Raw genomic sequence first — 21,159 nt, forward strand, 5'->3', positions numbered from 1 at the left:
TTTGCTTTAGTATCTTATTTTTTAGTCTGTTTGGACTAATAGGGGCGCAACTTTGGTTGGGTGAATGACAACGGCAACAGATTTTGATGTCGGGGTATCACTAACGTCCCCTTTACTGCTCAATGGGATAAGTGCATTCGCCTCAGGGAAATAGGCCGCCACGTTCCCTTGAGGAATTACATAGGCGACCACTTTGAAGCCGAAAATTTCACGTTTAATACCATCATCCCACAGTGTCTCAATATCGACTCGTTCACCCGCTTTTAATTGCAGCTGCTCAATATCTTTTTCATTCATGAAAATGACATTACGTTCACCAAATACACCTCGGTAACGATCATCCAAACCGTAAACCGTGGTGTTGTACTGATCGTGCGAACGTATCGTCTGCAACACAAAAATCGGTTTCTTGGTCATCTGCTGAGTTTTGAGCGGAACGATAGATTCAGGAAGTGCATTACTGCTTATCTGCGCTTTTCCTGTGGGCGTTTTCCAAGTAAATTCACGCGCTGAATTACCAAGATAAAAACCGCCAGGCCCTTTGAGCCTCTGATTAAAATTGGCAAATCCTGGGATAATCTTTTCAATCAAATCTCGAATGTTATCGTAATTATCGGCCATGGATTGCCAATCGATTGGGTTTCCCTCCCCTAAGGTCGCTTTTGCCATTCCTGCGATAATGGCAGGCTCTGAGCGCATCATCTCTCCTGTAACATCAATTCGCCCAGAAGAGGCATGAACCATGGAGAATGAGTCTTCAACGGTAATTTTCTGTGGCCCCTGAGCCTGAATATCAATATCTGTCCGACCTAAACAAGGCAGGATCAACGCATCCTTGCCCGGGTTGACATGGCTCCGATTCAGTTTAGTCGCAATGTTTACGGTCAAATTACAGTTTTTCATTGCTTGCGCGACACGCTCGGTATCGGGCGCAGCAGCAACGAGGTTTCCCCCTAAACTGATAAAGACTCTACTTTCACCCCGTAGCATCGCCTCAATAGCATTAACTACATTATGGCCATGCGCTTTTGGTGGCGTAAAGCCCAGTGCTTTTTCAATATTGTCGAGTAGAAATACCGGCGGTTTTTCATTAATTCCAACCGTGCGGTCACCTTGCACATTTGAGTGACCACGGACAGGACATACCCCTGAACCATCCTTACCAATTTGACCAAACAGTAATTGTAGATTGACCAACTCTTGTATGGTTGCCACCGAATGCTTGTGCTGAGTCACCCCCATCGCCCAAGTTACGATCACGCGTTTAGCGCCTTGGTAAATATCTGCCACCAGCTCTAGCTCTTGTTGCGTGAGCCCCGATTGCTCAATAATACTTGACCACGACGTAGCCTGCACCATGGCTAAATAAGACTCCATCCCTTCGGTGTGCTGGGCAATGAACTCAAGGTCGAATATCGATTCACCGCAGGCCTGTGCTTGCTGATGACGAGCAAGAAGAATTTTCACCAAGCCACGAACCGCCGCCATGTCTCCGCCTAATTTAGGAGTGAAATAATGGCTAGTGGTCGGTGTTGAACCATTGCTTAACATTTCAAAAGGATTTTGCGGGTTAGTAAAACGCTCCAATCCTCGCTCTTTTAAATTATTAAACGCAACAACTCGAGCGCCACGCTTATAGGCTGACGCCAGTGTTTCCAACATACGAGGATGATTCGTTCCTGGGTTTTGTCCAAATAAAAGAATCGCATCGGATTCTTCAAAATCCTCAATAGTCACAGTTCCCTTACCAATGCCAATCGAGCGAACCAAGGCGACGCTCGTAGCTTCATGGCACATATTTGAGCAATCAGGAAAATTATTGGTACCAAACCGGCGCGCAAACAACTGGTATAGAAATGCAGCTTCATTACTCGCGCGGCCTGATGTATAAAATTCCGCCTGATTTGGACTAGCGAGTTGATTGAGGTGTTGTGCAACCAGTGCAAACGCCTCATCCCAGCTGATTGGCTCATAGTGATCCGTTTGAGCGTTATAGCGCATTGGTTCCGCTAAACGCCCTTGAGATTCGAGAAAATAGTCACTCTGCTTATTGAGCCAAGTGACCGAATATTGCTTAAAGAAATCTGCCCCAACGCGTCGAGAAGTGGCTTCCCAGTTGACGGTCTTAGCGCCATTTTCGCAAAAACGAAAATGCCCTGGCACATGTTTTTCACCCCAAGCACAGCCTGGGCAGTCAAAACCATGGTCTTGGTTGGTTTTTAAAAGATTGGAAATATTTTTGGCAACATTATGACTTTTCAATAGATGATGCGCGGTGCTTTTTAGCGCTCCCCAACCACCAGCCGAACCGGTATATTGTTTAATACTCATATTCTTCTTCTCACTCTTTCACTGACTGCAAACGTGCATGACCATGGTATATATTGAATTGATTTTTTTTGATAAAACCAATCAGTGTCATATCAAACTGACGCGCCATATCGAGCGCTAAACGTGATGGCGCACCAACAGCCACCACCACTGAAATGCCAGCAATAGCCGCTTTTTGCATTAACTCAAAACTCACTCGGCCGCTAAGAATTAATACCCCTTGCGGGTGCCAGCGCTGCTCACTCAAAATTCGGCCTATCAACTTATCCACTGCGTTATGGCGACCCACATCTTCGGCAACGGCAATCAACTCGCCATTCACGAAGTAACCGGCACCATGCACCGCCCCCGTTTTTGCAAACAGTGGTTGATGAACAAGAAGCAGATTAGGAAGCGTAATAACAACATCAGAAGAGAGCCATTTCGGGCTATCATCAATGCGAATTTCTCGCCTCAAACTCAATGCTCGGATGGATGTCATACCGCAAATGCCACAGCTCGACTGGCTCATATAACGACGGGCCTGATGCTGAATCACATCAGTGTATGGATGATTGAGCGTGACCAACCAGTGATTCTGGCCATGGCGTGATTCGTCGTCAACCAACTCCATATTGAGTATATGGTCATATGAATCGATCACTTGCTGCGTATAAAGTAAACCACTGATGAGATGAGCATCGTCACCGGGTGTTCGCATTGTCATGCTCCACTCTTCGATATGCAGCTTGTTAGTAATCGTATCATTCCATTGCAAACTGATTTGTAAAGGCTCTTCAATAGCAAGAATATCGTATTCATTTTGAAACCCTATTTTGGAATCAAAACGTTGGCGATAAATGCGTTCAGTCCCCTCAGGTTGAGCATCATGAGGGTCATTGGTTGTGGTTTCTTCTAGCATGGTTCTTTTTATTGACTGATTTCAATCATCAGCATAGTGAGTGCAAGATAAACTCCTGCAAACACTCTGTACTTAATGATTGGAAATATAAACAGCGCCTTAAACACAGGAAGATGCAAATTACTCCTCACCTTGCGCAGGGTCAAGAAAGCCATCTTTTGGCCATGGTTCAGGTTTCGTGCCATTTCACTGCCAGTTTTAACTTATTACCCGTCATTCCCAGAGGTTTAAGCATTATATGAACATAAATACATAAAAAAGAAATAATATTCCATTTATGAAACTCCGTTAGCTTGATACTACAAGAGAGCATCAGGCTCTTGGCAAACCACTGCTAATGCATAACTGCTTTCCCCGTTTCAATACGACTTTCTGTATAAACATCGTAAAAATTCACCGTTAAGCCAGCAACCAAATAAAAAAGGCGCCATAACGAAGTGCGCATTAATGCATTTTTTCTCCAACAAGGCGCTAAGAATCAAGCTATTAGTTAAAAACCATCGTCAAATGTACATAAAACCACCAAACGATCAGTTCAAGACTTTACAAAGTAAAATTGCCTCGCTATTATGCGCACCACACGGAGAGATGGCTGAGTGGTTTAAAGCACCGGTCTTGAAAACCGGCGATGGTTAATAGCTATCCTAGGGTTCAAATCCCTATCTCTCCGCCACTTTTAAAGAAAAACCGCTGTTTTTACAGCGGTTTTTCCGTATCTGATTAACATCATTTTCTTATACTGATTTTTATCTCACGCACCAGTTGCCATTCATTATGATGAGTACCCTCTCCATTCACCACATACTAAAGGTGTATTTTTAGAAACTGGCATTAAATATGCTTTCCATTATTCAACAGTTATGTCGTAATTAATGACATGGTTAGAGAGGAGAAGTGTATGAGCCATCTCTATAAGATTGAATCCTACAGTGAAGAAGCGGTCAGCTCGATTGCCCAGTTTATCCGTTCTAAAGGTGGAAGATGTTGTATTGCGGGTTTTGCCGTGATAACAAGTCACCCTTTTCAAGAGCGCGAGGCGTGGCGTTTACTGCCACTTGTCGGCAAAGTGACTGACAATGTAACCGATTGGGATACCAGCCTTTTTTATCGAAAAGGTGATAATTAGCTCGTCAGGTCGGTGAATATCTTACCTAATCGCTGGCCTTAGCGACCGATTCTTTGATGTCACTTTATTGAGCCGAATTACGTTGATAACGCGTTGTTTTGCTGGGTTTACTTGCCTTTCGTTTGAATGCAGGGCGCTCCACTTTGGGCAATGAGCGAAGCGACTCTGGCACTGCGCCAGATTTCGCCTGTTCCATGATCTGCATAATGCGCTCTTGCAGCACTTGCATAAAGGGTTGATACGCTTGCCCACGTTCAGCCATCGCTTGCAGTTGATGCTCCCAATGGGCGGTCATATCAGGATAGGTTGATTCGTTTGGCAGCGCATGAATTAATCCCTTTCCTGCTGGCGAGCTTAGGATCAGCTTACCTTGACGTGTTAAGAGCTGCCGCTTGAATAAAGTGTCAAGGATCCCCGCTCGTGTCGCTTCCGTACCCAAACCATCGGTTTCACGTAAGATTTTTTTCAGCTCTTTATCTTCAACATAGCGAGCAATGCCAGTCATCGCTTGTAGCAAAGTCGCTTCAGTAAAATGACGAGGAGGCTCGGTTTTTCGATCGTGAACCTCCCCTTCTCGACACGTCAGCACCGTCCCTTTACTCAGTGGTGGAACGGCATCGACTCCGCTCTCTTCTTCATCGACTTTGCCTAACAAACTCTTCCAACCGGTTTCAACCAGTTGTCGCCCTGACGCAACAAAAAAGCCACCCGCAATATCAAACACCAGCTTGGCTTCCGCGTACACGGCGGCGGGATAAAATTGCATCAAGTATTGGCGCGCAATCAATTGGTATATTTTCATCTCATTTCCCGACAAGGCATTGACGGATGCCTGCTTTGGTGTGGGAATAATGGCATGGTGCGCGTCCACTTTCTTATCGTTCCATGCTTTGGATTTAAGGGCTAAGTTTGCGCCACTGACTGCCGTTAACAACTCTTTGGCGTTGCACGCGATAGCTTGAGTTACTGACGAAGCTTGAGCGTAATGTTCTTGCGGTAAGTAACGGCAATCTGAACGCGGATAGGTGATTAATTTATGTTTCTCATACAGAGATTGGCAAGTGTCTAACACTTGTTGGGCGCTCATTGCAAAGCGCTTCGCTGCATCAATTTGCAGTGCAGATAAGGAATAAGGTAACGGCGCGGCTTGCTTAGTTTGCTTTTGTTCCGCTTCAATCACTGTGGCGGGTTGCCCTGCGATGCGCTGTGCGACATTTTCCACCAACTTGCGGTTTAAGACTCGCCCTTCTTCATCTAGCCACGGCTGGCAAGCATCGCTGGGTTTCCAGCGCGCACGGATATCAAACGCCACTTGATCAGTTTGATAAGGGATTAACGCATGTAATGTAAAATAGTCTCGCGGGATGAAGTTTTCTATCTCCTCATCCCGACGTACCACTAGCCCTAGAATAGGAGTTTGTACCCGCCCAACCGACAAGACACCTTGATAGCCCGCTTTCTGCCCCAGCAAAGTATAAGCCCGTGACATATTCATACCATACAACCAATCGGCTCTTGAACGCGCGAGCGCTGAAACCGATAAAGGGATGAATTCGCGGTTACTGCGCATCTGTTTCAGTGCACGCTGCACGGCTGGAAGGTTTAAATCGCTGATCAGTAGCCGCAATGCTTGCTCTTTTTTACTTTGGCTTACTTTGCAATAATCAATCACTTCGTCAACCAACAGTTGCCCTTCGCGGTCCGGGTCTCCTGCATGGATAATTTGCGATGCTTCTTTCAAAAGCTGACGAATCACAGTCAACTGTTTGCTCGATGTTTTGCGCGGCCTAAGCTGCCACTGTGAAGGAATGATGGGTAAGTCGAGTAAATTCCACTTTTTATAGCGTTCATCATAAACATCCGGCTCAACTTGCTCGAGTAAATGCCCAATACACCAAGTAACGATGTCGCCATTCGCACAACGAATGAAACCTTGATCTTTCTTGTGTGGTTTCGGCAAAGCATCGGCTATAGCGCGCCCTAAGCTGGGCTTTTCAGCAATGAATAAACGGGTCATAAACTCAAATCAACGCAAAAAAATAAGGTCACATTAACCAATGTGACCTTAATAAATCAAGAAAAACTGTTATTTTATACAGTATTACTCTTCATTGCCTGCACGAGCAGCGGCTTCTTTCACTAAAGGTTGCAGTTCGCCTTTTTGGAACATTTCGATAATGATGTCACAACCACCAATCAACTCACCTTCAATCCACAATTGTGGAAAAGTAGGCCACTGTGCGTATACAGGCAGCTCAGCGCGGATATCTGGATTTTGCAGAATATCCACATAAGCAAATTTCTCACCACAAGCCATTAAAGCCTGCGCAGCTTGAGAAGAGAATCCGCAACTTGGTAGCTTAGGAGAGCCTTTCATGTATAGCAGAATGGCATTTTCTTCAAGTTGCTGTTTAATTTTATCGATAGTTTCCATTGCTTCCTCTTAATGGGATAGTGCGGTTTGTTGGTGACATTCTAAATCATTAATCGAGAATAAAAAGCACATATTGTTTATGGATATCCTGCCTATGCAACAATTTCCAACATTGGGGCTTTTAATAAAGTAAAAACTTGCTAAAATACGTTCAAGTCAGTCGTATCGACGAATATCATTATAATATCTGGAAGCTACTGAAAGAGACTTTCACTCTTTCTACACAACGGAGAATCGAGCAATGTCATTCGAATTACCAGCTTTGCCTTACGCTAAAGACGCTCTAGAACCACACATTTCAGCCGAAACACTAGATTTCCACCACGGTAAGCACCACAACACTTACGTTGTGAAGCTTAACGGCCTTATTCCTGGCACTGAATTTGAAGGTAAATCTCTCGAAGAGATCATCAAAACTTCAACCGGTGGCGTGTTTAATAACGCTGCTCAAATTTGGAACCACACCTTCTATTGGCACTGCCTTGCACCAAATGCAGGTGGCGAACCAACAGGTGCCGTTGCAGACGCAATCAACGCCGCATTTGGTTCTTTTGAAGCTTTTAAAGCAAAATTCACTGACTCAGCGATCAATAACTTTGGTTCATCTTGGACTTGGTTGGTGAAAAATGCGGATGGCTCTTTAGAGATCATCAACACTTCAAATGCAGCCACACCACTGACTCACGAAGGTGTGACTCCGCTACTGACGGTTGATCTGTGGGAACACGCTTACTACATCGATTACCGTAACCTACGCCCTGACTACATGAATGGTTTCTGGGCACTGGTTAACTGGGCATTCGTTGCAGAAAACCTAGCAAAATAACCTTTTCCCCTTGGATTGGTATTTAGTCATATGAAAGCCTGCTTTATCGCAGGCTTTTTTGTTATTTTATCTAAAGTTATCTGCTTTCTCGCCGCTAAAAGTGCATCGGTTGGAGAGGCAAATGCAAGTACATACATTAGATAAAGCCAGTATTATAAACGAACTTCAATTTGGCTCGGGGCTAAGCCATGCTGTCCAGCAAGGACGCCGTGCGGACTTTGCACTGATACTGTCGATGTTTTCTAACGATGTACGCGACAACACTCCTATTGAACGAATTGGAAACCCACCCACTAGCAATGAATTGTTGCGTAAGCGATTTGAGCTTTCAGAGCCTCAAACACTCCGTTCCGACCAAAGTTCTTACGCTGTTTCAGCAAAACAAGCCGAGCTTTTCCATCACGGAGGGCTAGCCAGTGCGAAACTCAGCCACTACTTGACTCCTGAAGTACTCGCCTATTTGCCTGAAGATACGCATGATTTACCCGAAGAGGTATATCTTAATCTGTCAGGACATGAGCGAAGGCATCTTGCCTCCCCCTCAAACGTTGAGCTCTTAGTTGCCGATCTCGCGGTTCAACTCACCGTCGCCCACCGGCGCGATCAGATCCGCACCCAAGTTTGATGTCTTGTATGTAATATAAAGCGACATTCTCTAGATCAGAATGTGAGTACGCCCAAAAAACTCACACACCACGCTTATTTAGACCAAGTAATTTGATGTTATTCACACCCTACCCACAGTTAATCAACCATTCTATTGAGACTAGATCTCGCAATAACGATAAAACAAGCAATAGGGTGAGGCACCCAATGGATATAAAAAGTGCAATAATATTAATCACTTCGGCAAGTTCGATGCTGGGTAGCACACTGGCCGTTCATTTCGCACATTTAGGTGCGAAAATCATTTTGTGTGACCAAGACAAATTTGGGCTAATGGAAACCTTTGCTCGTTGCAAAGCGATCTCTCAGGATGTTCATTATTACCACACACCAGATTACTCTTTAGAAACGATACATCGGCTGTTTGATTTTATTGATCAAACTTATCATAGGGCACCCGATGTGTTGGTCAACAATTGGCCAAACGCATCCCTTCCCCCCTTGATAGGTGAACAACGAGCTGAAGTCTTTCTTCAGAAGCTCGCCATGATGGCCTCAACTTTATTCACTTTTGGTCAAGCCAGTGCTGAGCGAATGCGTATTAACAATAAGCCCGGTGTGATTGTGAACGTCATTTCTCAAAATGATGAGCATGACCTAACGGGTATTGAAAATGCGAATTCTATGGTTTCTGGTTTCACGCAGAGTTTGGCAAAAGAACTAACCCCTTTCAACATAAGAGTAGGTGGTGTAGTACCTAGCGCAAAAGATGATGTAGATGAGAAACCCCATTGGGCTGAACTGCAAGATGAATTGATCCGCAATACGGAGTACATCGTCGCTAACGAATACTTTAGCGGACGTGTGATGTCGGCCTAACAGTGCAAGGCCGACCCACATGGATATGATTAAAACCCTTCTTCCAGATAATCGTCGAGATACTCTTCTTCCGATTCATCGTACGTTTGGGTATCAATTTCTGCTTTAAAATCTTGGCGTTGTAAATAAACATCGCGGGTTAATGAGTATGGATCCGGAGAGTTATCTAATGTCACTTCTTGGGGAACGAGCCTTGCTCGGGTTTCCAGCCCTTCCAGTGCCCACTTACCCAATCCAGCCCATACAGTAAGATAAGAAAGAGGGGCATACAAGCCATCCACAACATCCGTCGTTTCTCGAATTGTGTAAGGCCCGTATCCAGGAATCATTAAATATGGGCCATTACCAACACCATAATGGCCTACCGCATCACTAAACGCTTTATCATTGTGTTTGGTGATGCTCGCTTCTGACGCAATATCAATCATCCCAAACAGGCCTAAGGTACTATTAATCCAAAAACGGTTAAAGTGATCGACAGCTTTCGTACCATTACCCATCAATATGTTGTTGATAATACTTGAAGGCTCATCAAGGTTTGACAAAACATTAGCAACCGTTTTCCGAATAGGTTGTGGGACATAATCAACATAAGCAATCGCAACGGGGCGAACTAGATAAGGGTCGAGATAATCATAGTTTATTGTCCACATTACGCGGTTAAAGCTCTCAAAGGGGTCGCCTGACTGCGTTTGATTTGATTCGGCTGACGTTGAATCCGGAGCGCTTGCACACCCTGCTAATACGAAAAGGAACAGCATAGGGCATATCAGTCGGGATAGGCGGCTTATCATTATTTATTTCCATGTATAAAGGCCGATGAGACATCGGCCTATCAATACGTTAATTGTATATAAGTGCTATTAATACTGCTTATTGATCACAACTTCAACAGGTTGACCGAGGCTCATGGCAGCACTTTCACCAAACCAATCACCTTGTTTGGTTGAAACATTGCCATCCGTATCCAAGCGTACTCGAACAATAAGCTGTGCAAGGTCGGATAACTTCCGACCCTGAACCATGCTATTGCTATCATCTAACACAACCTTAATAGGGAATTGAGTCAGTGGATAACGCGCGGCGGCAACAGGCATAGGTGCCCCATCGGAACTGTGCACAGAGACTATGAGTACTGCATTTTGTTCAAGAGTCACGCCAGCACCGAGTGAGATGGTGACAGGAACCATTTTCCCATCGATAGCTTTAGGCTGCATTTTGCTTTGTGCTCTTTCAATACTGCGCGAAAGCATCTCATAACGGCTATCTTCAGGACCAATCATCTGCTGCATTAATCGCCAATACTTCATCGCCGCTGGGTAATCCTGGCGTTCAAACGCATCAAACGCAAGTAGTGAAAACACGCGTAGATCAACATAATCTTGTTGTACTAATGCCGTTAAAATTTCACGTGCTTGATTTTGGTCAAGCTCATCTTGCGACAACATTAATGCTTGCGCATAGCCCAACTTCACATCTGCATCTTTTGGATCTAACGCATACGCTTTTTTCATTGAGCCAATCGATGTTTCTATATCTCTGTTGGCAAGTCCAATGCGCCCAAGCAGCAACCACCCGGTCGCATCTTGAGGCTGATAATGCAGACGAGTGCGCAGCGCCAGTGTGAGATCATCCATCTCATCATCACTTAAGGCAGCACCTTCTGGTGACATCATTTTTTTTGAGAGTGCAGGTAAGTTAGCGTTCACTTGCTGCCACTGCTTCACTTGACTAGCCGCACCAAATTTTAGGTAAAAGCCATAGCTTAAGATAACGACCAATAAAATCGAGGGGATCAAAACAACCATCGGTGACACATATGATGAATTTCGTTGCACCGATTGCGCAGGAATATCATCCAATAGTGACTGTTTCAGATCAGCAATCAGCTCTTGTTCGCTGTCGACCAACCCTTCTTGTGTCTCTTCGTGTAATTCTGCAAGGCGGTTTTTAAAGATCGCTTTGTTCAATTCATCACGCACTGCTGCATCGTCGTTCGCTCTGTTCTTGAAGATAGGCAGTGCAATGAAGACACAACCAAAGAAGGTCAGAATGAGGGTAGATAACCAAAAAAATGTCATTATTGTTTGTCTCCATGCTTCTCATCATCAACCGTGTCTTCGGCGAGCAACTGATTTAATCGCTCCTCCTTTTCTGCATCCCAAGCTTCACCATCTTGGGTGGTTGATGCTTTACGACGTTTGCTGCGTAACACAATAAAACCAAACCCTAGAAACACCACACTCAAAGGACCTAGCCATAAGATGGAAGTCGCCAAAGTCAACGGTGGATTGTAAGTCACAAAATTGCCGTAACGTGCAATCATGTACTCAACAATCTCTTGTTCGGACTTACCTTGCTTGGTCATTTCATAGACTTTATTACGTAAGTCCTGTGCTAATGCAGCATTTGAGTCGGCAATAGTATTGTTTTGACACTTTGGACAACGCAGTGTATTGCTCAACTCTTTAAATTGCTGCTCTTGCTGTGGATTGTCAAACTCGTACACTTCAATTGAAGATTGAACAGAAAATACCAAAACAAAGCTAGCAATGATCGATAATATAAAACGCTTCATTACTTCACTTCCTCTAGAAGTTTCTGATACATAGGTTGCAAAGTTGTCTGCCAATTGGTTGGATTAACATCCCCCACATGGCGGTAACGAATAACGCCGTTGGCATCAATGAGAAAGATTTCCGGCGCACCGTAAACGCCGAGATCTAAGCCTAACATACCATTACCATCGAACAGGCTGATCAAGTAAGGATTACCTAGCTCATTTAACCATTGAACCGCTTTATCTCGTTGATCTTTATAATTTAAGCCTATGATTTTTACACCATCACCCGCCAACCGATTGAGATATTGATGTTCGGCATAGCAGGTCGGGCACCAAGTTGCCCAAACATTGAGCAGTAAAGGCTCACCTTTAAATACCGCTTGGTCGTACAGTTTTCCGGGTTCAGCTAAATCTTCCAAACGGAACTCAGGAACAGGTTTACCGATAAGAACCGATTCCAATTTAGTGGGATCGTCACCCTCAGTATTTTTGACTAACTGAGTAGTAAACACGAGGGCAAGCCCAAGAAAAGCAACCAATGGAATAAATAGAATTTTCTTGTTCATCTACGCCTCCTGCTGGGAACTTTTTCTAAAACGATAGCGTTTATCGCTGATGGCTATAGCACCACCTAATGACATCAATAAAGCACCAGCCCAAATCCAACGTACAAACGGCTTGTAATAAATTTTAATTGCCCATGAATGACCATCTTCTAATCGCTCACCCATCGCAATGTACAAATCACGGGTGATACCTCGATCGATAGCCGCTTCAGTCATCATTGACTTAGCAGTACGATAAAAACGTTTTTCCGCATGAAGCGTATTGACGTATTGCCCTTGTTGAGTAATTTCAAAATCGGCAATATAACCATCGTAGTTCGGGCCATCTTTATCTCTTAACCCTTTAAAATAAAAATCATATTGCTGAATTTGAAAAGACTCGCCAGGTGCAAGACGAACATCACGCTCGATACTGTAGTTTTGCACCATAGCAATACCGATCACAGTAACGGCTAAGCCTATATGGCCCAACATCATAGCCCAGTGGCTGCGCTGTAATTTCGTTACGCCCGTCATAAAACTATGCCGATGGGTGGCTCGTTGATATAACTCAACAAGGTGCAATAAAATTATCCAAAACGCCATGACCCAGCCGATAAATGCCATAAAACTAAAGCGTTCAGCTAACAGGTACACCATAACCGCTGAAAGAATCAACGCCATCAGGCCACAGACAAACATAGGTTTCAATAAGTTGGAAAAGTTATCGCGCTTCCAACGGATCAGCGGGCCAATCCCCAATAAAAATGCAAAAGGTACCATCAGCCATGCAAAGAGCATGTTAAAGAAAGGCGCACCTATTGATACTGACCCAAGACCAATTTGTTTGTGAACTAAAGGCAGCAAGGTTCCAACCAACACAACCACTAGTGCAGCGATTAATAAGATGTTGTTGGAGAGCAGAGCATTTTCACGTGAGATCAGCTCGGCATTGCCTCGAACTCGCACGGACGCACCTTTTACCGCAAACAATAACAATGAACCACCGATGACAAACACCAAAAAACCAAGGATAAAAAGACCACGCGCCGGATCAGATGCAAATGCGTGCACCGAAACCAAAATACCTGATCGCACTAAGAATGTACCCAGTAAACTGAGTGAAAATGCTGAAATTGCCAGCAACACTGTCCAAGCTTTGAATGTGCCACGTTTTTCTGTCACGGCAAGTGAGTGCATCAATGCCGTTCCTGCCAGCCATGGCATAAACGACGCGTTTTCTACTGGATCCCAGAACCACCAGCCACCCCAGCCAAGTTCGTAGTAAGCCCACCACGAACCTAGCGCGATACCTAATGTTAGAAATAACCACGCCGCGGTTGTCCAAGGACGAGACCAACGGGCCCATGCAGTATCCAAACGACCAGTCATCAAAGAGGCTATCGAAAATGAGAAGGCCACAGAAAAACCGACATATCCCATGTATAACATCGGTGGGTGAATGATTAGTCCTGGATCTTGTAACAGCGGGTTTAAATCGCGGCCATCAACCGGAAAATAGGGTAAGGTGCGCAAAAATGGATTCGAAGTGACAATCACAAACAACAAAAATCCAACACTGATCAGCCCCATTACAGATAAGACTCGCGCTACCGATTTTTGAGGCATTCCGCGACTAAATGCAGCAACGGCAACTGTCCATAGCGCTTGGATTAAAACCCATAATAATAGCGAACCTTCATGTGCACCCCATACCGCTGTTAATCGGTAGTACCAAGGCAGTTGTGTATTCGAATTACTCGCCACGTATTGCACTGTAAAATCATTGACATAAAATGCCCACAACAAAATACAAAATGAAACAAGCAGTAATAAAAACATTCCCCACGCCAACGGTCGTGCAGTATTCATTAGCATGGTGTTATTTTTTGAAGCACCAATAAGCGGAAGTGAACTCAGTAAGATAGCAAGCCCAAGCGATACAATAAGAGCAAAATGTCCAATTTCAACGATCATTTATTACTTCCTTGTTTCTGCTCTGAGCTATAAATTAAAGGCTCATGCGTTTTCTTCATCGCTTCAGCAATTTCCGGTGGCATATAGTTTTCATCGTGCTTGGCTAGCACTTCAAACGCTTCCACTGTGGTGGCATCTTTCAATACACCTTGCGCAACAATCCCCTGACCTTCTCTAAACAAGTCGGGTAAAATGCCTTCATACTCAACCGTTACATTTGGACCAACATCGTGGAGCTGAAATGTTATCTTTAGCGAACTAGGATCCCTTTTCACAGACCCAACCACCACCATGCCACCAATGCGTAGTCTTTGACCCACTTTTGGTTTTGTCCCATCGGGTTTACCGTGTACAAGCTCGGTCGGTGTATAGAAAAGGTCCATATTTTGACTCAGTGCGTACAGCATCAGACTTATGGTGGCACCAACCCCAATAATCAGCGCCAAAATAATGGTGAGTCTTTTTTTACGTCTTGGGGTCATAAGGTGTTCTCCATATGTTTTGCTGCATCAATTCTGGCTTGGCGTTCAACCTTTGCTTGCACATCTTGCAACAAGGCTTTACCACGTCTGATGCTGAGCATCAGTAAAATAAACATGGATAAAAAGGTAATGCCAAATGCACTCCATACATAGGCGGAGTAACCGCCCATCGCCAAGAAATCACTCAAAGAGTCAAAATGCATGATCAGTTACCTTTCTGTGTTTGAAGGGTTGCCAATTCGATAACCCAAGGGCGATGGCTCTCTTTACTGATAATTTCATTGCGTAAGCGGACCATAGTGACCGCAGCAAAAAAGAAAGCAAAACCAAAAATATTGAGCAGCAGTGGCCACAACATGTCACTGGATATGGAAGGCTTTTCAAATTTAGTAATCGTGGCACCTTGATGCAGGGTATTCCACCACTCAACGGAGAAATGAATGATAGGTAGATTGATCACACCAACAATGGCCAGTAGACCTGCGGCTTTTGCAGCCGTGTTTTGATCATCAAAGGCATGGTAAAGCCCAATCACTCCCAAATAGAGGAACAGTAGAATCAGCTCAGAGGTCAGACGAGAATCCCATACCCACCAAGTTCCCCACATCGGTTTGCCCCAAATGGCCCCAGTAATTAATGCAATAAACGTAAACACCGCACCGATGGGCGCCATTGCAGCAGCGGCCATGTTCGACAGTTTAAGTTGCCAAACTAGACCAATGAAAGCCGCAATCGCCATCGACATATAAATGCCCATTGACCAAATGGCGGAAGGGACATGAATGTAAATGATTCTGAAGCTGTCGCCTTGTTGATAGTCTGCCGGAGCATAAGCTAAGCCAAGAATATTACCGACCACCAAGCATAATATAGCGAGCCCTGCAAACCAAGGCAGCAACTTTCCACATAGCCGATAGGCGGATTCAGGCTTTGCATAGGGATGGAGCCATTTCCACATTGTATTGTCTCACTCTTACTTCATTGCTTCTTAGCATGTCTCTGCTCAGTTTATTGTGTTGTTAATATGCAACGCTCAAATGCATTGCTGAAAATATCGTTCGTACTTAATTTAGTTAACGCTGACTCTCAATGCTGCGCTAATAGCAAACGGGGTTAAGGTCATCGCTCCCATAAACATCGCCCCCAACATAGCCAATTGACCGTTGTAGAGCATACCAAGTGATGCCGCATCAATGGCTGATGTGGCGAAAATTAAAATCGGGATATATAAGGGTAAAACTAGCAGGCTCAATAGTACGCCACCTTTTTGCAACCCTACGGTCAATGCAACACCAATAGCGCCGATAAAACTCAACGTTGGCGTGCCAATGAACAAAGTCAATACAACCGCAAGCCACGTATTAAAATCTAATGACAATAATACGGCTAGCAATGGGCTAATTAAAATTAAAGGCAGTCCAGTCAATAACCAATGAGCCACGACTTTGGAAATAACAACGATGGGTAATGGAACAGGGATCAGCATCATTTGTTCAAGCGACCCGTCTTGAAAATCATCACGAAACAGACGCTCAAGTGATAGTAGCGCTGATAATAGCGCTGCGACCCAAACAATACCTGCGGCGATACGGGCTAGCAAAGCAGGTTCAGGGCCAATACTCAACGGAAATAGCGTAATCACTATGATAAAAAACCACAATGGATTAAAAATGTCCGCTTGGCGACGAAAGGCGATCAATAATTCACGACGGATGATCATCCCCATGATCACAATCATGATTCATACCCTAATTTAATTTTTCGTAATTGCGGATAGTCAGAAAACATATCTTGGTGCGTGGTCAACACAACAATACCACCTTGTTGTGCATGTCCTAGAAATAAGGCTTCCAATACTTTGACACCTTGCTTATCAATCGCAGTTAACGGTTCATCTAAAATCCACAACTTTTGCTGACTGAGCCATAAACGGGCCAGTGCAACTCGGCGCTGTTGTCCGGCAGAAAGTTGGCCTACAGCTACGTCTTCTCGGCCAGCTAAACCCACTTGAGCCAAGGCTTGATGTATCGCTTGAGAAAATGATCCCGAGTTATGTACTGATTGATAAAAATGAAGATTCTCAAATGCCGTCAAATCACGCTTAACTCCTGTTTGATGACCAAGAAACAGTAAATCTTGATGGTAATCATCACGGTTAGACTCAATATTCACTCCATTCCACGAAATAGAGCCATCGTCTCTATCACCTAACCCGGCAATAATTCGTAATAAGGTTGTTTTACCTGTGCCGTTCCGTCCTTCAATCTGCACCAATTCACCAGCACGAATCACAAAGCTAAGTGCTTCAAACAGAACTCTTTCATCACGAATTGCGGTCAGGTTATTTACTTCAAGCATGTGCATCTAAATCGAGAAATTTGAGCCGCTATATTAGCACACCACACCTAAGACAAAACATAATAAGACTATTACCAGTCACGAAACTAGGTAAGAAACTGTTAATTTTTCATTGTTTTTTGTCTTATTTACTACTTTATAGTTACATTTAGCCACATTGAAAAATAGAGAGGGAAGCCATTGGCTTCCCTCTCTATTTTCGCTCTGTCGACTATTTTTGGGCAGGTCGCCGGCTTTGCACCCGCTCGCGACCTTCCGGATGACTGCTCAATGGCGGGATGCTTTCATGCCCTGAAATTTTCTTCTGCAAGGACATCATCAACTCAGCTTCAGCTTTAGGTAGCTCACACTCTTCAATAAGCTCATTGATGTCAGCACCGAGTTGGACCATTTTTGTCGCTCGGCTGTATAAACGCCCATCCGTATCAACATGTTCCAATTCAGTGATTCGCTCGTTTAAATGCTGGATGAGATCCTGCTGATCCGTCACTTTTTGGCCAAGACCAATAGCAACTGAGCGTATCTCTAACAGTTGCCTATTCGTCTTTTGCAACTCCTTATCTAACGATCGGGCTTGTTGTCTTTGGTGATCAATCTGTTGGGCAAGTCCCTGACGCACACGAAGTAACACCAGCAAAAAAAGCACAACAACAAAAACCGTGCTCCCTATAAGAATAACTGGAGCACTGAACAACATAGCTTCGCTCATTATAGGTGGTCCATCTCGTCCCACTCGTCTTCAGTTAGCAGTTTATTCAGGTCAACAAGGATCAATAGTTTGCCATCACGGTTGCTCACTCCTTGAATAAACTTAGCGCTCTCATCGGTACCAACACTTGGTGTAGTATCGATTTCAGAAGAACGCAGGTAAACCACTTCAGCAACGCTATCGACTAAAATACCAATCACTTGGCGCTCAGATTCAATCACAATGATGCGTGTATTATCCGTGATTTCACCTTGCATTAAGCCAAAACGAGATCGTGTATCAATGACGGTCACAACATTACCACGTAGGTTAATGATGCCAAGAACATAATCAGGAGCACCTGGTACCGGTGCAATTTCTGTATAGCGAAGCACTTCACGTACCTGCATTACATTAATTCCGTATGTTTCTTCTTCTAGTTGGAACGTCACCCACTGAAGCACTTCGTCGTTAGACTTGTCTTTTCTTACTTCTACTTCGTTAGTCTGAGACATACCTTTTCCTCTCTAAGTCGATTCCGACATCAATGTATTATTATTTCTCTAGTGCTTTTACATCAAGCCCTGCATTAAGCATAGCTATCAATGCTTCAACATGGATCAAAGCACACATTTTTTCTTTTACCATTCCAGCAAGCCACGGCCTTTTACCTGCTTTTTCTCGCCAGCGGACCTTCTCTGAGTTTAGCAATTCTGTACCCATAAGCTGAGTACTTGCTAACCCCCACATACTGTCACCAAGCATGACGATGTATTGATAGCCTTCTTTGTAGCTATCATCATGGAGCTTTTCTGCCATCACCCATTTTGCCGTATCGACGACATCTAGCTGATTATCTTTATTAGTTTGCAGCCCAAGGTACCAAGCAGGTCGACCGATTAAATGATTGAGCACTCCCATGCGATGGATACCCCCGAGCTCATCAAGCGGGACAGCAAATGTTACGCTGTTCACTTCAAAATAGAGTACTTGAAAATCTCGAGTTCTCGCCGTGCTTTGCCACATACCAATTTCGGAGTAGCCAGCTTGCGTTTGACGTGCGACTTCAACGGTTAATTGTTCAACAACTTCCACATCAACAGCAAATTCTTCAACAGTGTCTGCCGCAGTCAGAATTTCAACTTCAACTTCAGTTTCCAAAGTATCGGTGGGAATGTCCCACTCTTGGATCTCTTCAACAATTTCAGCCGCTGGTTGAGTTTTTAAAGCGATCTGAACGGTGTTTTGCTCCATGACCTCTTCCAGCTCTAACTCTGCGACTGGATTACTTGATTCTAACTGGCTTAATAAGCGCTGCACGTCATCTAAATTCGGCAGATCAAACTCAACCACTTCAGCATGATAATAGCTTTTTTCCGGAACAGATTGCACCGATGTCGAAAGCGCTAACTCAGGTTCAGCAAGGGACAATTCTTTTTGCTCTTCCGCTTTCAGCTCAAGTTCAATCGCTTCTTCATCTAATAACGCTGTAAAGTAGTCATCGAGTGCTTGTTCACTGGATAAAAATGGCCCACTACTCATCAATAGCTAGCCTCTCTAAATAAATCAGCAATTGTTTATAAGCAAAAACACCACGGCTACCTTCGGCAAAATGAGAAGCAGGTAAGCGCTTTAAACTCGCGTCACGGAACTTGGTATCTATAGGTACAGCAGAGCTCCACACTTGTTCTGGGTAATCTTTTTTAAGTTGATTCAGCGTTTGCAAAGAAGCCCGGGTTCGCTTGTCGTACATAGTCGGTACGATAGTCACTTTGAACGATCGACTACGAGATTTTTGCATGATGGCTAAGGTGCGAATCATCCTTTCGAGCCCTTTCATAGCCAGAAACTCAGTCTGTACTGGAATTAAGATACGATCGCTGGCGGCCAATGCATTAACCATCATTACCCCCAAGATTGGAGGACAGTCGATCAACACGTAGTCATAATTATGACGCAATGTAAGAAGCGCACGTTTCAAAATCAGCCCCATCCCACTGCGGTTGCCCATGACTCTATCTAAAGTGGCTAGAGACATATGGGCAGGGATGAGATCAATGCCTTCAACATCGGTTTTTAGGATAAGAGGGATAACACTCTGCTCTGTTAACTCACGTTGCTGAAATAGGTCAAACAGGCTGACAGGCACGCCATCAGAATCATAACCTAAGTATGTAGTAAGCGAGGCGTGAGGATCAGTATCAACCAACAGCACTCTTTTGCCTTGCTGACTTAGCAAACCGGCAAGCGTAATCGTTGTGGTTGTTTTACCCACTCCGCCTTTTTGGTTTGCAATACTCCATACGATCATTGAACTTCCTTTATGCGAGGCCAACTTCAACTAACATTCGTTCTGATATACGCTCTAACGGTAAATCTTCAGACGAGATACCCGCTTTGGCGACAGCTTGCGGCATACCATACACCACGCAGCTTTCTTCATCCTGAGCCCAAATGGTTGCCCCTGCAGCTTGTAACATTCGAGCCCCTTCAAGACCATCGGCTCCCATACCAGTCAATACCATTGACAGTACTTTATCGGCATAAATCTTTGCCGCAGAACCGAATGTTATATCGACACACGGTTTATAATTCATACGTTCACCACCATCGATAATGCGCAATTTAGCACTACCCGGGCGGCCCTCAATCATCATCTGTTTACCACCCGGAGCCAAATAAGCAACGCCTGGGCGCAGCGCATCACCATCCTCAGCTTCCTTCACTTCTATTTTACAAAGTGAATTTAGTCGACTTGCAAATGCTGCTGTAAAGGTGGCTGGCATGTGCTGAATGAGTACGATCGGATGTGGATAATTGGCAGGCAACTTCGTCAATATCTTTTGTAACGCAACCGGGCCACCTGTAGAGGTACCGATAGCGGTCAACTGATATTTTTTACCTGTAGCTTTAAAGCGAGCCAATGTGCCCATTGATTTCGGCGCAGGGGAGCTCGGCGTTGCAGCCGTGGTTCTGCTGGCAAACGGCGATGACGAGTTCGGTACAGGACGTGAAACCAAAGGTCTTCTCAGCATCCCTTTTTTTGACGCGATTTGAATAACCCGTTGCTGCAATAAAACAACAGCCTCATCGCGGTTACGGGCAATATCTTCAAATTTTTTCGGTAAAAAATCTAACGCTCCAGCATCTAAAGCATCTAGCGTTGCTTTGGCACCATCATGAGTCAGTGATGAGAACATCAAGATCGGGATCGGGTTCGCAGCCATGATTTCACGGACGGCAGTAATACCATCCATAACTGGCATCTCAATATCCATTGTGATGACATCAGGCTTTAAGATTCTCGCTTTTTCTACGGCTTCTTTACCGTTGGTTGCAACATCAATCACTTCTAGACGGGTGTCGGAGTTAATAATTTCACTCACACGCCGCCTAAAAAAGCTCGAATCATCAACGACTAATACTCTAATCGCCATGGGTAT

23 protein-coding genes and 1 tRNA gene are annotated in these 21,159 nt (G+C 44.5%); 5 read left to right on the top strand and 19 right to left on the bottom strand.

The annotated features are described in order from the left end of the window. Positions 1 to 21: 21 nt before the first annotated feature. Positions 22 to 2,331 carry an FdhF/YdeP family oxidoreductase gene (locus VOR_RS0106225; RefSeq protein WP_010318860.1) on the bottom strand — a complete coding sequence of 770 codons (2,310 nt, stop codon included), beginning with the start codon at positions 2,329 to 2,331 and terminating at the stop codon, positions 22 to 24. Between the two features lie 10 nt (positions 2,332 to 2,341). Beyond that, positions 2,342 to 3,232 (bottom strand): formate dehydrogenase accessory sulfurtransferase FdhD, encoded by an 891-nt coding sequence (locus VOR_RS0106230; protein WP_010318861.1) that lies wholly within the window; start codon positions 3,230 to 3,232, stop codon positions 2,342 to 2,344. Positions 3,233 to 3,814: 582 nt separating this feature from the next. On the opposite strand from VOR_RS0106230, the gene VOR_RS0106245 reads away from it, so the two are divergent. Next, positions 3,815 to 3,905, top strand: a tRNA-Ser gene (locus VOR_RS0106245). Positions 3,906 to 4,130: 225 nt separating this feature from the next. Further along, on the top strand, positions 4,131 to 4,358 hold the full coding sequence (locus tag VOR_RS0106250) for a hypothetical protein (RefSeq protein ID WP_010318863.1): 228 nt from the start codon (positions 4,131 to 4,133) through the stop codon (positions 4,356 to 4,358). 64 nt (positions 4,359 to 4,422) lie between these two features. Here VOR_RS0106250 and VOR_RS0106255 read toward each other — a convergent pair whose 3' ends face one another. Both VOR_RS0106255 and VOR_RS0106260 read right to left on the bottom strand, forming a co-directional pair. After that, positions 4,423 to 6,375, bottom strand: coding sequence for a DNA topoisomerase III (locus VOR_RS0106255; RefSeq protein WP_010318864.1), 1,953 nt, complete (start codon positions 6,373 to 6,375; stop codon positions 4,423 to 4,425). Positions 6,376 to 6,459: 84 nt separating this feature from the next. Next, on the bottom strand, positions 6,460 to 6,792 hold the full coding sequence (locus VOR_RS0106260) for a Grx4 family monothiol glutaredoxin (protein ID WP_010318865.1): 333 nt from the start codon (positions 6,790 to 6,792) through the stop codon (positions 6,460 to 6,462). A gap of 241 nt (positions 6,793 to 7,033) precedes the next feature. Here VOR_RS0106260 and sodB point away from each other — a divergent pair, with 241 nt between their 5' ends. From sodB to VOR_RS0106275, 3 genes are all read left to right on the top strand, one after another. Next, positions 7,034 to 7,618 carry a superoxide dismutase [Fe] gene (gene sodB, locus VOR_RS0106265; protein WP_010318866.1) on the top strand — a complete coding sequence of 195 codons (585 nt, stop codon included), beginning with the start codon at positions 7,034 to 7,036 and terminating at the stop codon, positions 7,616 to 7,618. A 121-nt stretch (positions 7,619 to 7,739) separates the two neighbouring features. Next, positions 7,740 to 8,243, top strand: a complete 504-nt coding sequence (locus VOR_RS0106270; RefSeq protein WP_010318867.1) for a VC2046/SO_2500 family protein — start codon at positions 7,740 to 7,742, stop codon at positions 8,241 to 8,243. A gap of 188 nt (positions 8,244 to 8,431) precedes the next feature. Further along, the gene (locus VOR_RS0106275) at positions 8,432 to 9,103 is read left to right on the top strand and encodes an SDR family oxidoreductase (protein WP_010318868.1); all 672 of its coding nucleotides are present in this window, start codon (positions 8,432 to 8,434) and stop codon (positions 9,101 to 9,103) included. 29 nt (positions 9,104 to 9,132) lie between these two features. Here VOR_RS0106275 and VOR_RS0106280 read toward each other — a convergent pair whose 3' ends face one another. From VOR_RS0106280 to VOR_RS0106350, 15 genes are all read right to left on the bottom strand, one after another. Further along, positions 9,133 to 9,897 (bottom strand): MlaA family lipoprotein, encoded by a 765-nt coding sequence (locus VOR_RS0106280; protein WP_029626946.1) that lies wholly within the window; start codon positions 9,895 to 9,897, stop codon positions 9,133 to 9,135. A 69-nt stretch (positions 9,898 to 9,966) separates the two neighbouring features. Beyond that, positions 9,967 to 11,184 carry a c-type cytochrome biogenesis protein CcmI gene (ccmI, locus tag VOR_RS0106285; protein ID WP_010318870.1) on the bottom strand — a complete coding sequence of 406 codons (1,218 nt, stop codon included), beginning with the start codon at positions 11,182 to 11,184 and terminating at the stop codon, positions 9,967 to 9,969. Next, on the bottom strand, positions 11,184 to 11,681 hold the full coding sequence (locus tag VOR_RS0106290; protein WP_010318871.1) for a cytochrome c-type biogenesis protein: 498 nt from the start codon (positions 11,679 to 11,681) through the stop codon (positions 11,184 to 11,186). The genes ccmI and VOR_RS0106290 overlap by 1 nt, the downstream gene beginning before the upstream one ends. Beyond that, a complete protein-coding gene (locus VOR_RS0106295) occupies positions 11,681 to 12,232 on the bottom strand; it encodes a DsbE family thiol:disulfide interchange protein (RefSeq protein ID WP_010318872.1) in 552 nt (183 codons plus the stop codon). Before VOR_RS0106295 ends, VOR_RS0106290 begins: the two co-directional genes overlap by 1 nt. Beyond that, positions 12,233 to 14,188, bottom strand: a complete 1,956-nt coding sequence (locus tag VOR_RS0106300; RefSeq protein WP_010318873.1) for a heme lyase CcmF/NrfE family subunit — start codon at positions 14,186 to 14,188, stop codon at positions 12,233 to 12,235. After that, on the bottom strand, positions 14,185 to 14,670 hold the full coding sequence (ccmE, locus tag VOR_RS0106305; protein ID WP_010318874.1) for a cytochrome c maturation protein CcmE: 486 nt from the start codon (positions 14,668 to 14,670) through the stop codon (positions 14,185 to 14,187). Before ccmE ends, VOR_RS0106300 begins: the two co-directional genes overlap by 4 nt. Continuing rightward, a complete protein-coding gene (gene ccmD, locus VOR_RS0106310; RefSeq protein ID WP_010318875.1) occupies positions 14,667 to 14,873 on the bottom strand; it encodes a heme exporter protein CcmD in 207 nt (68 codons plus the stop codon). The genes ccmE and ccmD overlap by 4 nt, the downstream gene beginning before the upstream one ends. A gap of 2 nt (positions 14,874 to 14,875) precedes the next feature. Next, positions 14,876 to 15,628 carry a heme ABC transporter permease gene (locus VOR_RS0106315; protein WP_010318876.1) on the bottom strand — a complete coding sequence of 251 codons (753 nt, stop codon included), beginning with the start codon at positions 15,626 to 15,628 and terminating at the stop codon, positions 14,876 to 14,878. A gap of 111 nt (positions 15,629 to 15,739) precedes the next feature. Beyond that, positions 15,740 to 16,408, bottom strand: coding sequence for a heme exporter protein CcmB (ccmB, locus tag VOR_RS0106320; protein WP_010318877.1), 669 nt, complete (start codon positions 16,406 to 16,408; stop codon positions 15,740 to 15,742). Beyond that, the gene (gene ccmA, locus VOR_RS0106325; protein ID WP_010318878.1) at positions 16,405 to 17,028 is read right to left on the bottom strand and encodes a cytochrome c biogenesis heme-transporting ATPase CcmA; all 624 of its coding nucleotides are present in this window, start codon (positions 17,026 to 17,028) and stop codon (positions 16,405 to 16,407) included. Before ccmA ends, ccmB begins: the two co-directional genes overlap by 4 nt. Positions 17,029 to 17,239: 211 nt before the next feature. Then, the gene (locus VOR_RS0106330) at positions 17,240 to 17,761 is read right to left on the bottom strand and encodes a DUF2802 domain-containing protein (protein ID WP_029626948.1); all 522 of its coding nucleotides are present in this window, start codon (positions 17,759 to 17,761) and stop codon (positions 17,240 to 17,242) included. Continuing rightward, complete coding sequence (locus VOR_RS0106335) at positions 17,737 to 18,231, bottom strand: chemotaxis protein CheW (protein ID WP_010318880.1); 495 nt, start codon at positions 18,229 to 18,231, stop codon at positions 17,737 to 17,739. The genes VOR_RS0106330 and VOR_RS0106335 overlap by 25 nt, the downstream gene beginning before the upstream one ends. Positions 18,232 to 18,271: 40 nt before the next feature. After that, on the bottom strand, positions 18,272 to 19,261 hold the full coding sequence (locus VOR_RS0106340; RefSeq protein WP_029626950.1) for a chemotaxis protein CheW: 990 nt from the start codon (positions 19,259 to 19,261) through the stop codon (positions 18,272 to 18,274). Beyond that, complete coding sequence (locus tag VOR_RS0106345) at positions 19,251 to 20,027, bottom strand: ParA family protein (protein ID WP_010318882.1); 777 nt, start codon at positions 20,025 to 20,027, stop codon at positions 19,251 to 19,253. Before VOR_RS0106345 ends, VOR_RS0106340 begins: the two co-directional genes overlap by 11 nt. A gap of 10 nt (positions 20,028 to 20,037) precedes the next feature. Continuing rightward, positions 20,038 to 21,153: a protein-glutamate methylesterase/protein-glutamine glutaminase gene (locus VOR_RS0106350; RefSeq protein ID WP_010318883.1), complete on the bottom strand. Its 1,116-nt coding sequence runs from the start codon at positions 21,151 to 21,153 to the stop codon at positions 20,038 to 20,040. Positions 21,154 to 21,159 lie beyond the last annotated feature (6 nt).

Source organism: Vibrio ordalii ATCC 33509 (genome assembly GCA_000257205.1).
Taxonomy (GTDB): domain Bacteria; phylum Pseudomonadota; class Gammaproteobacteria; order Enterobacterales; family Vibrionaceae; genus Vibrio; species Vibrio ordalii.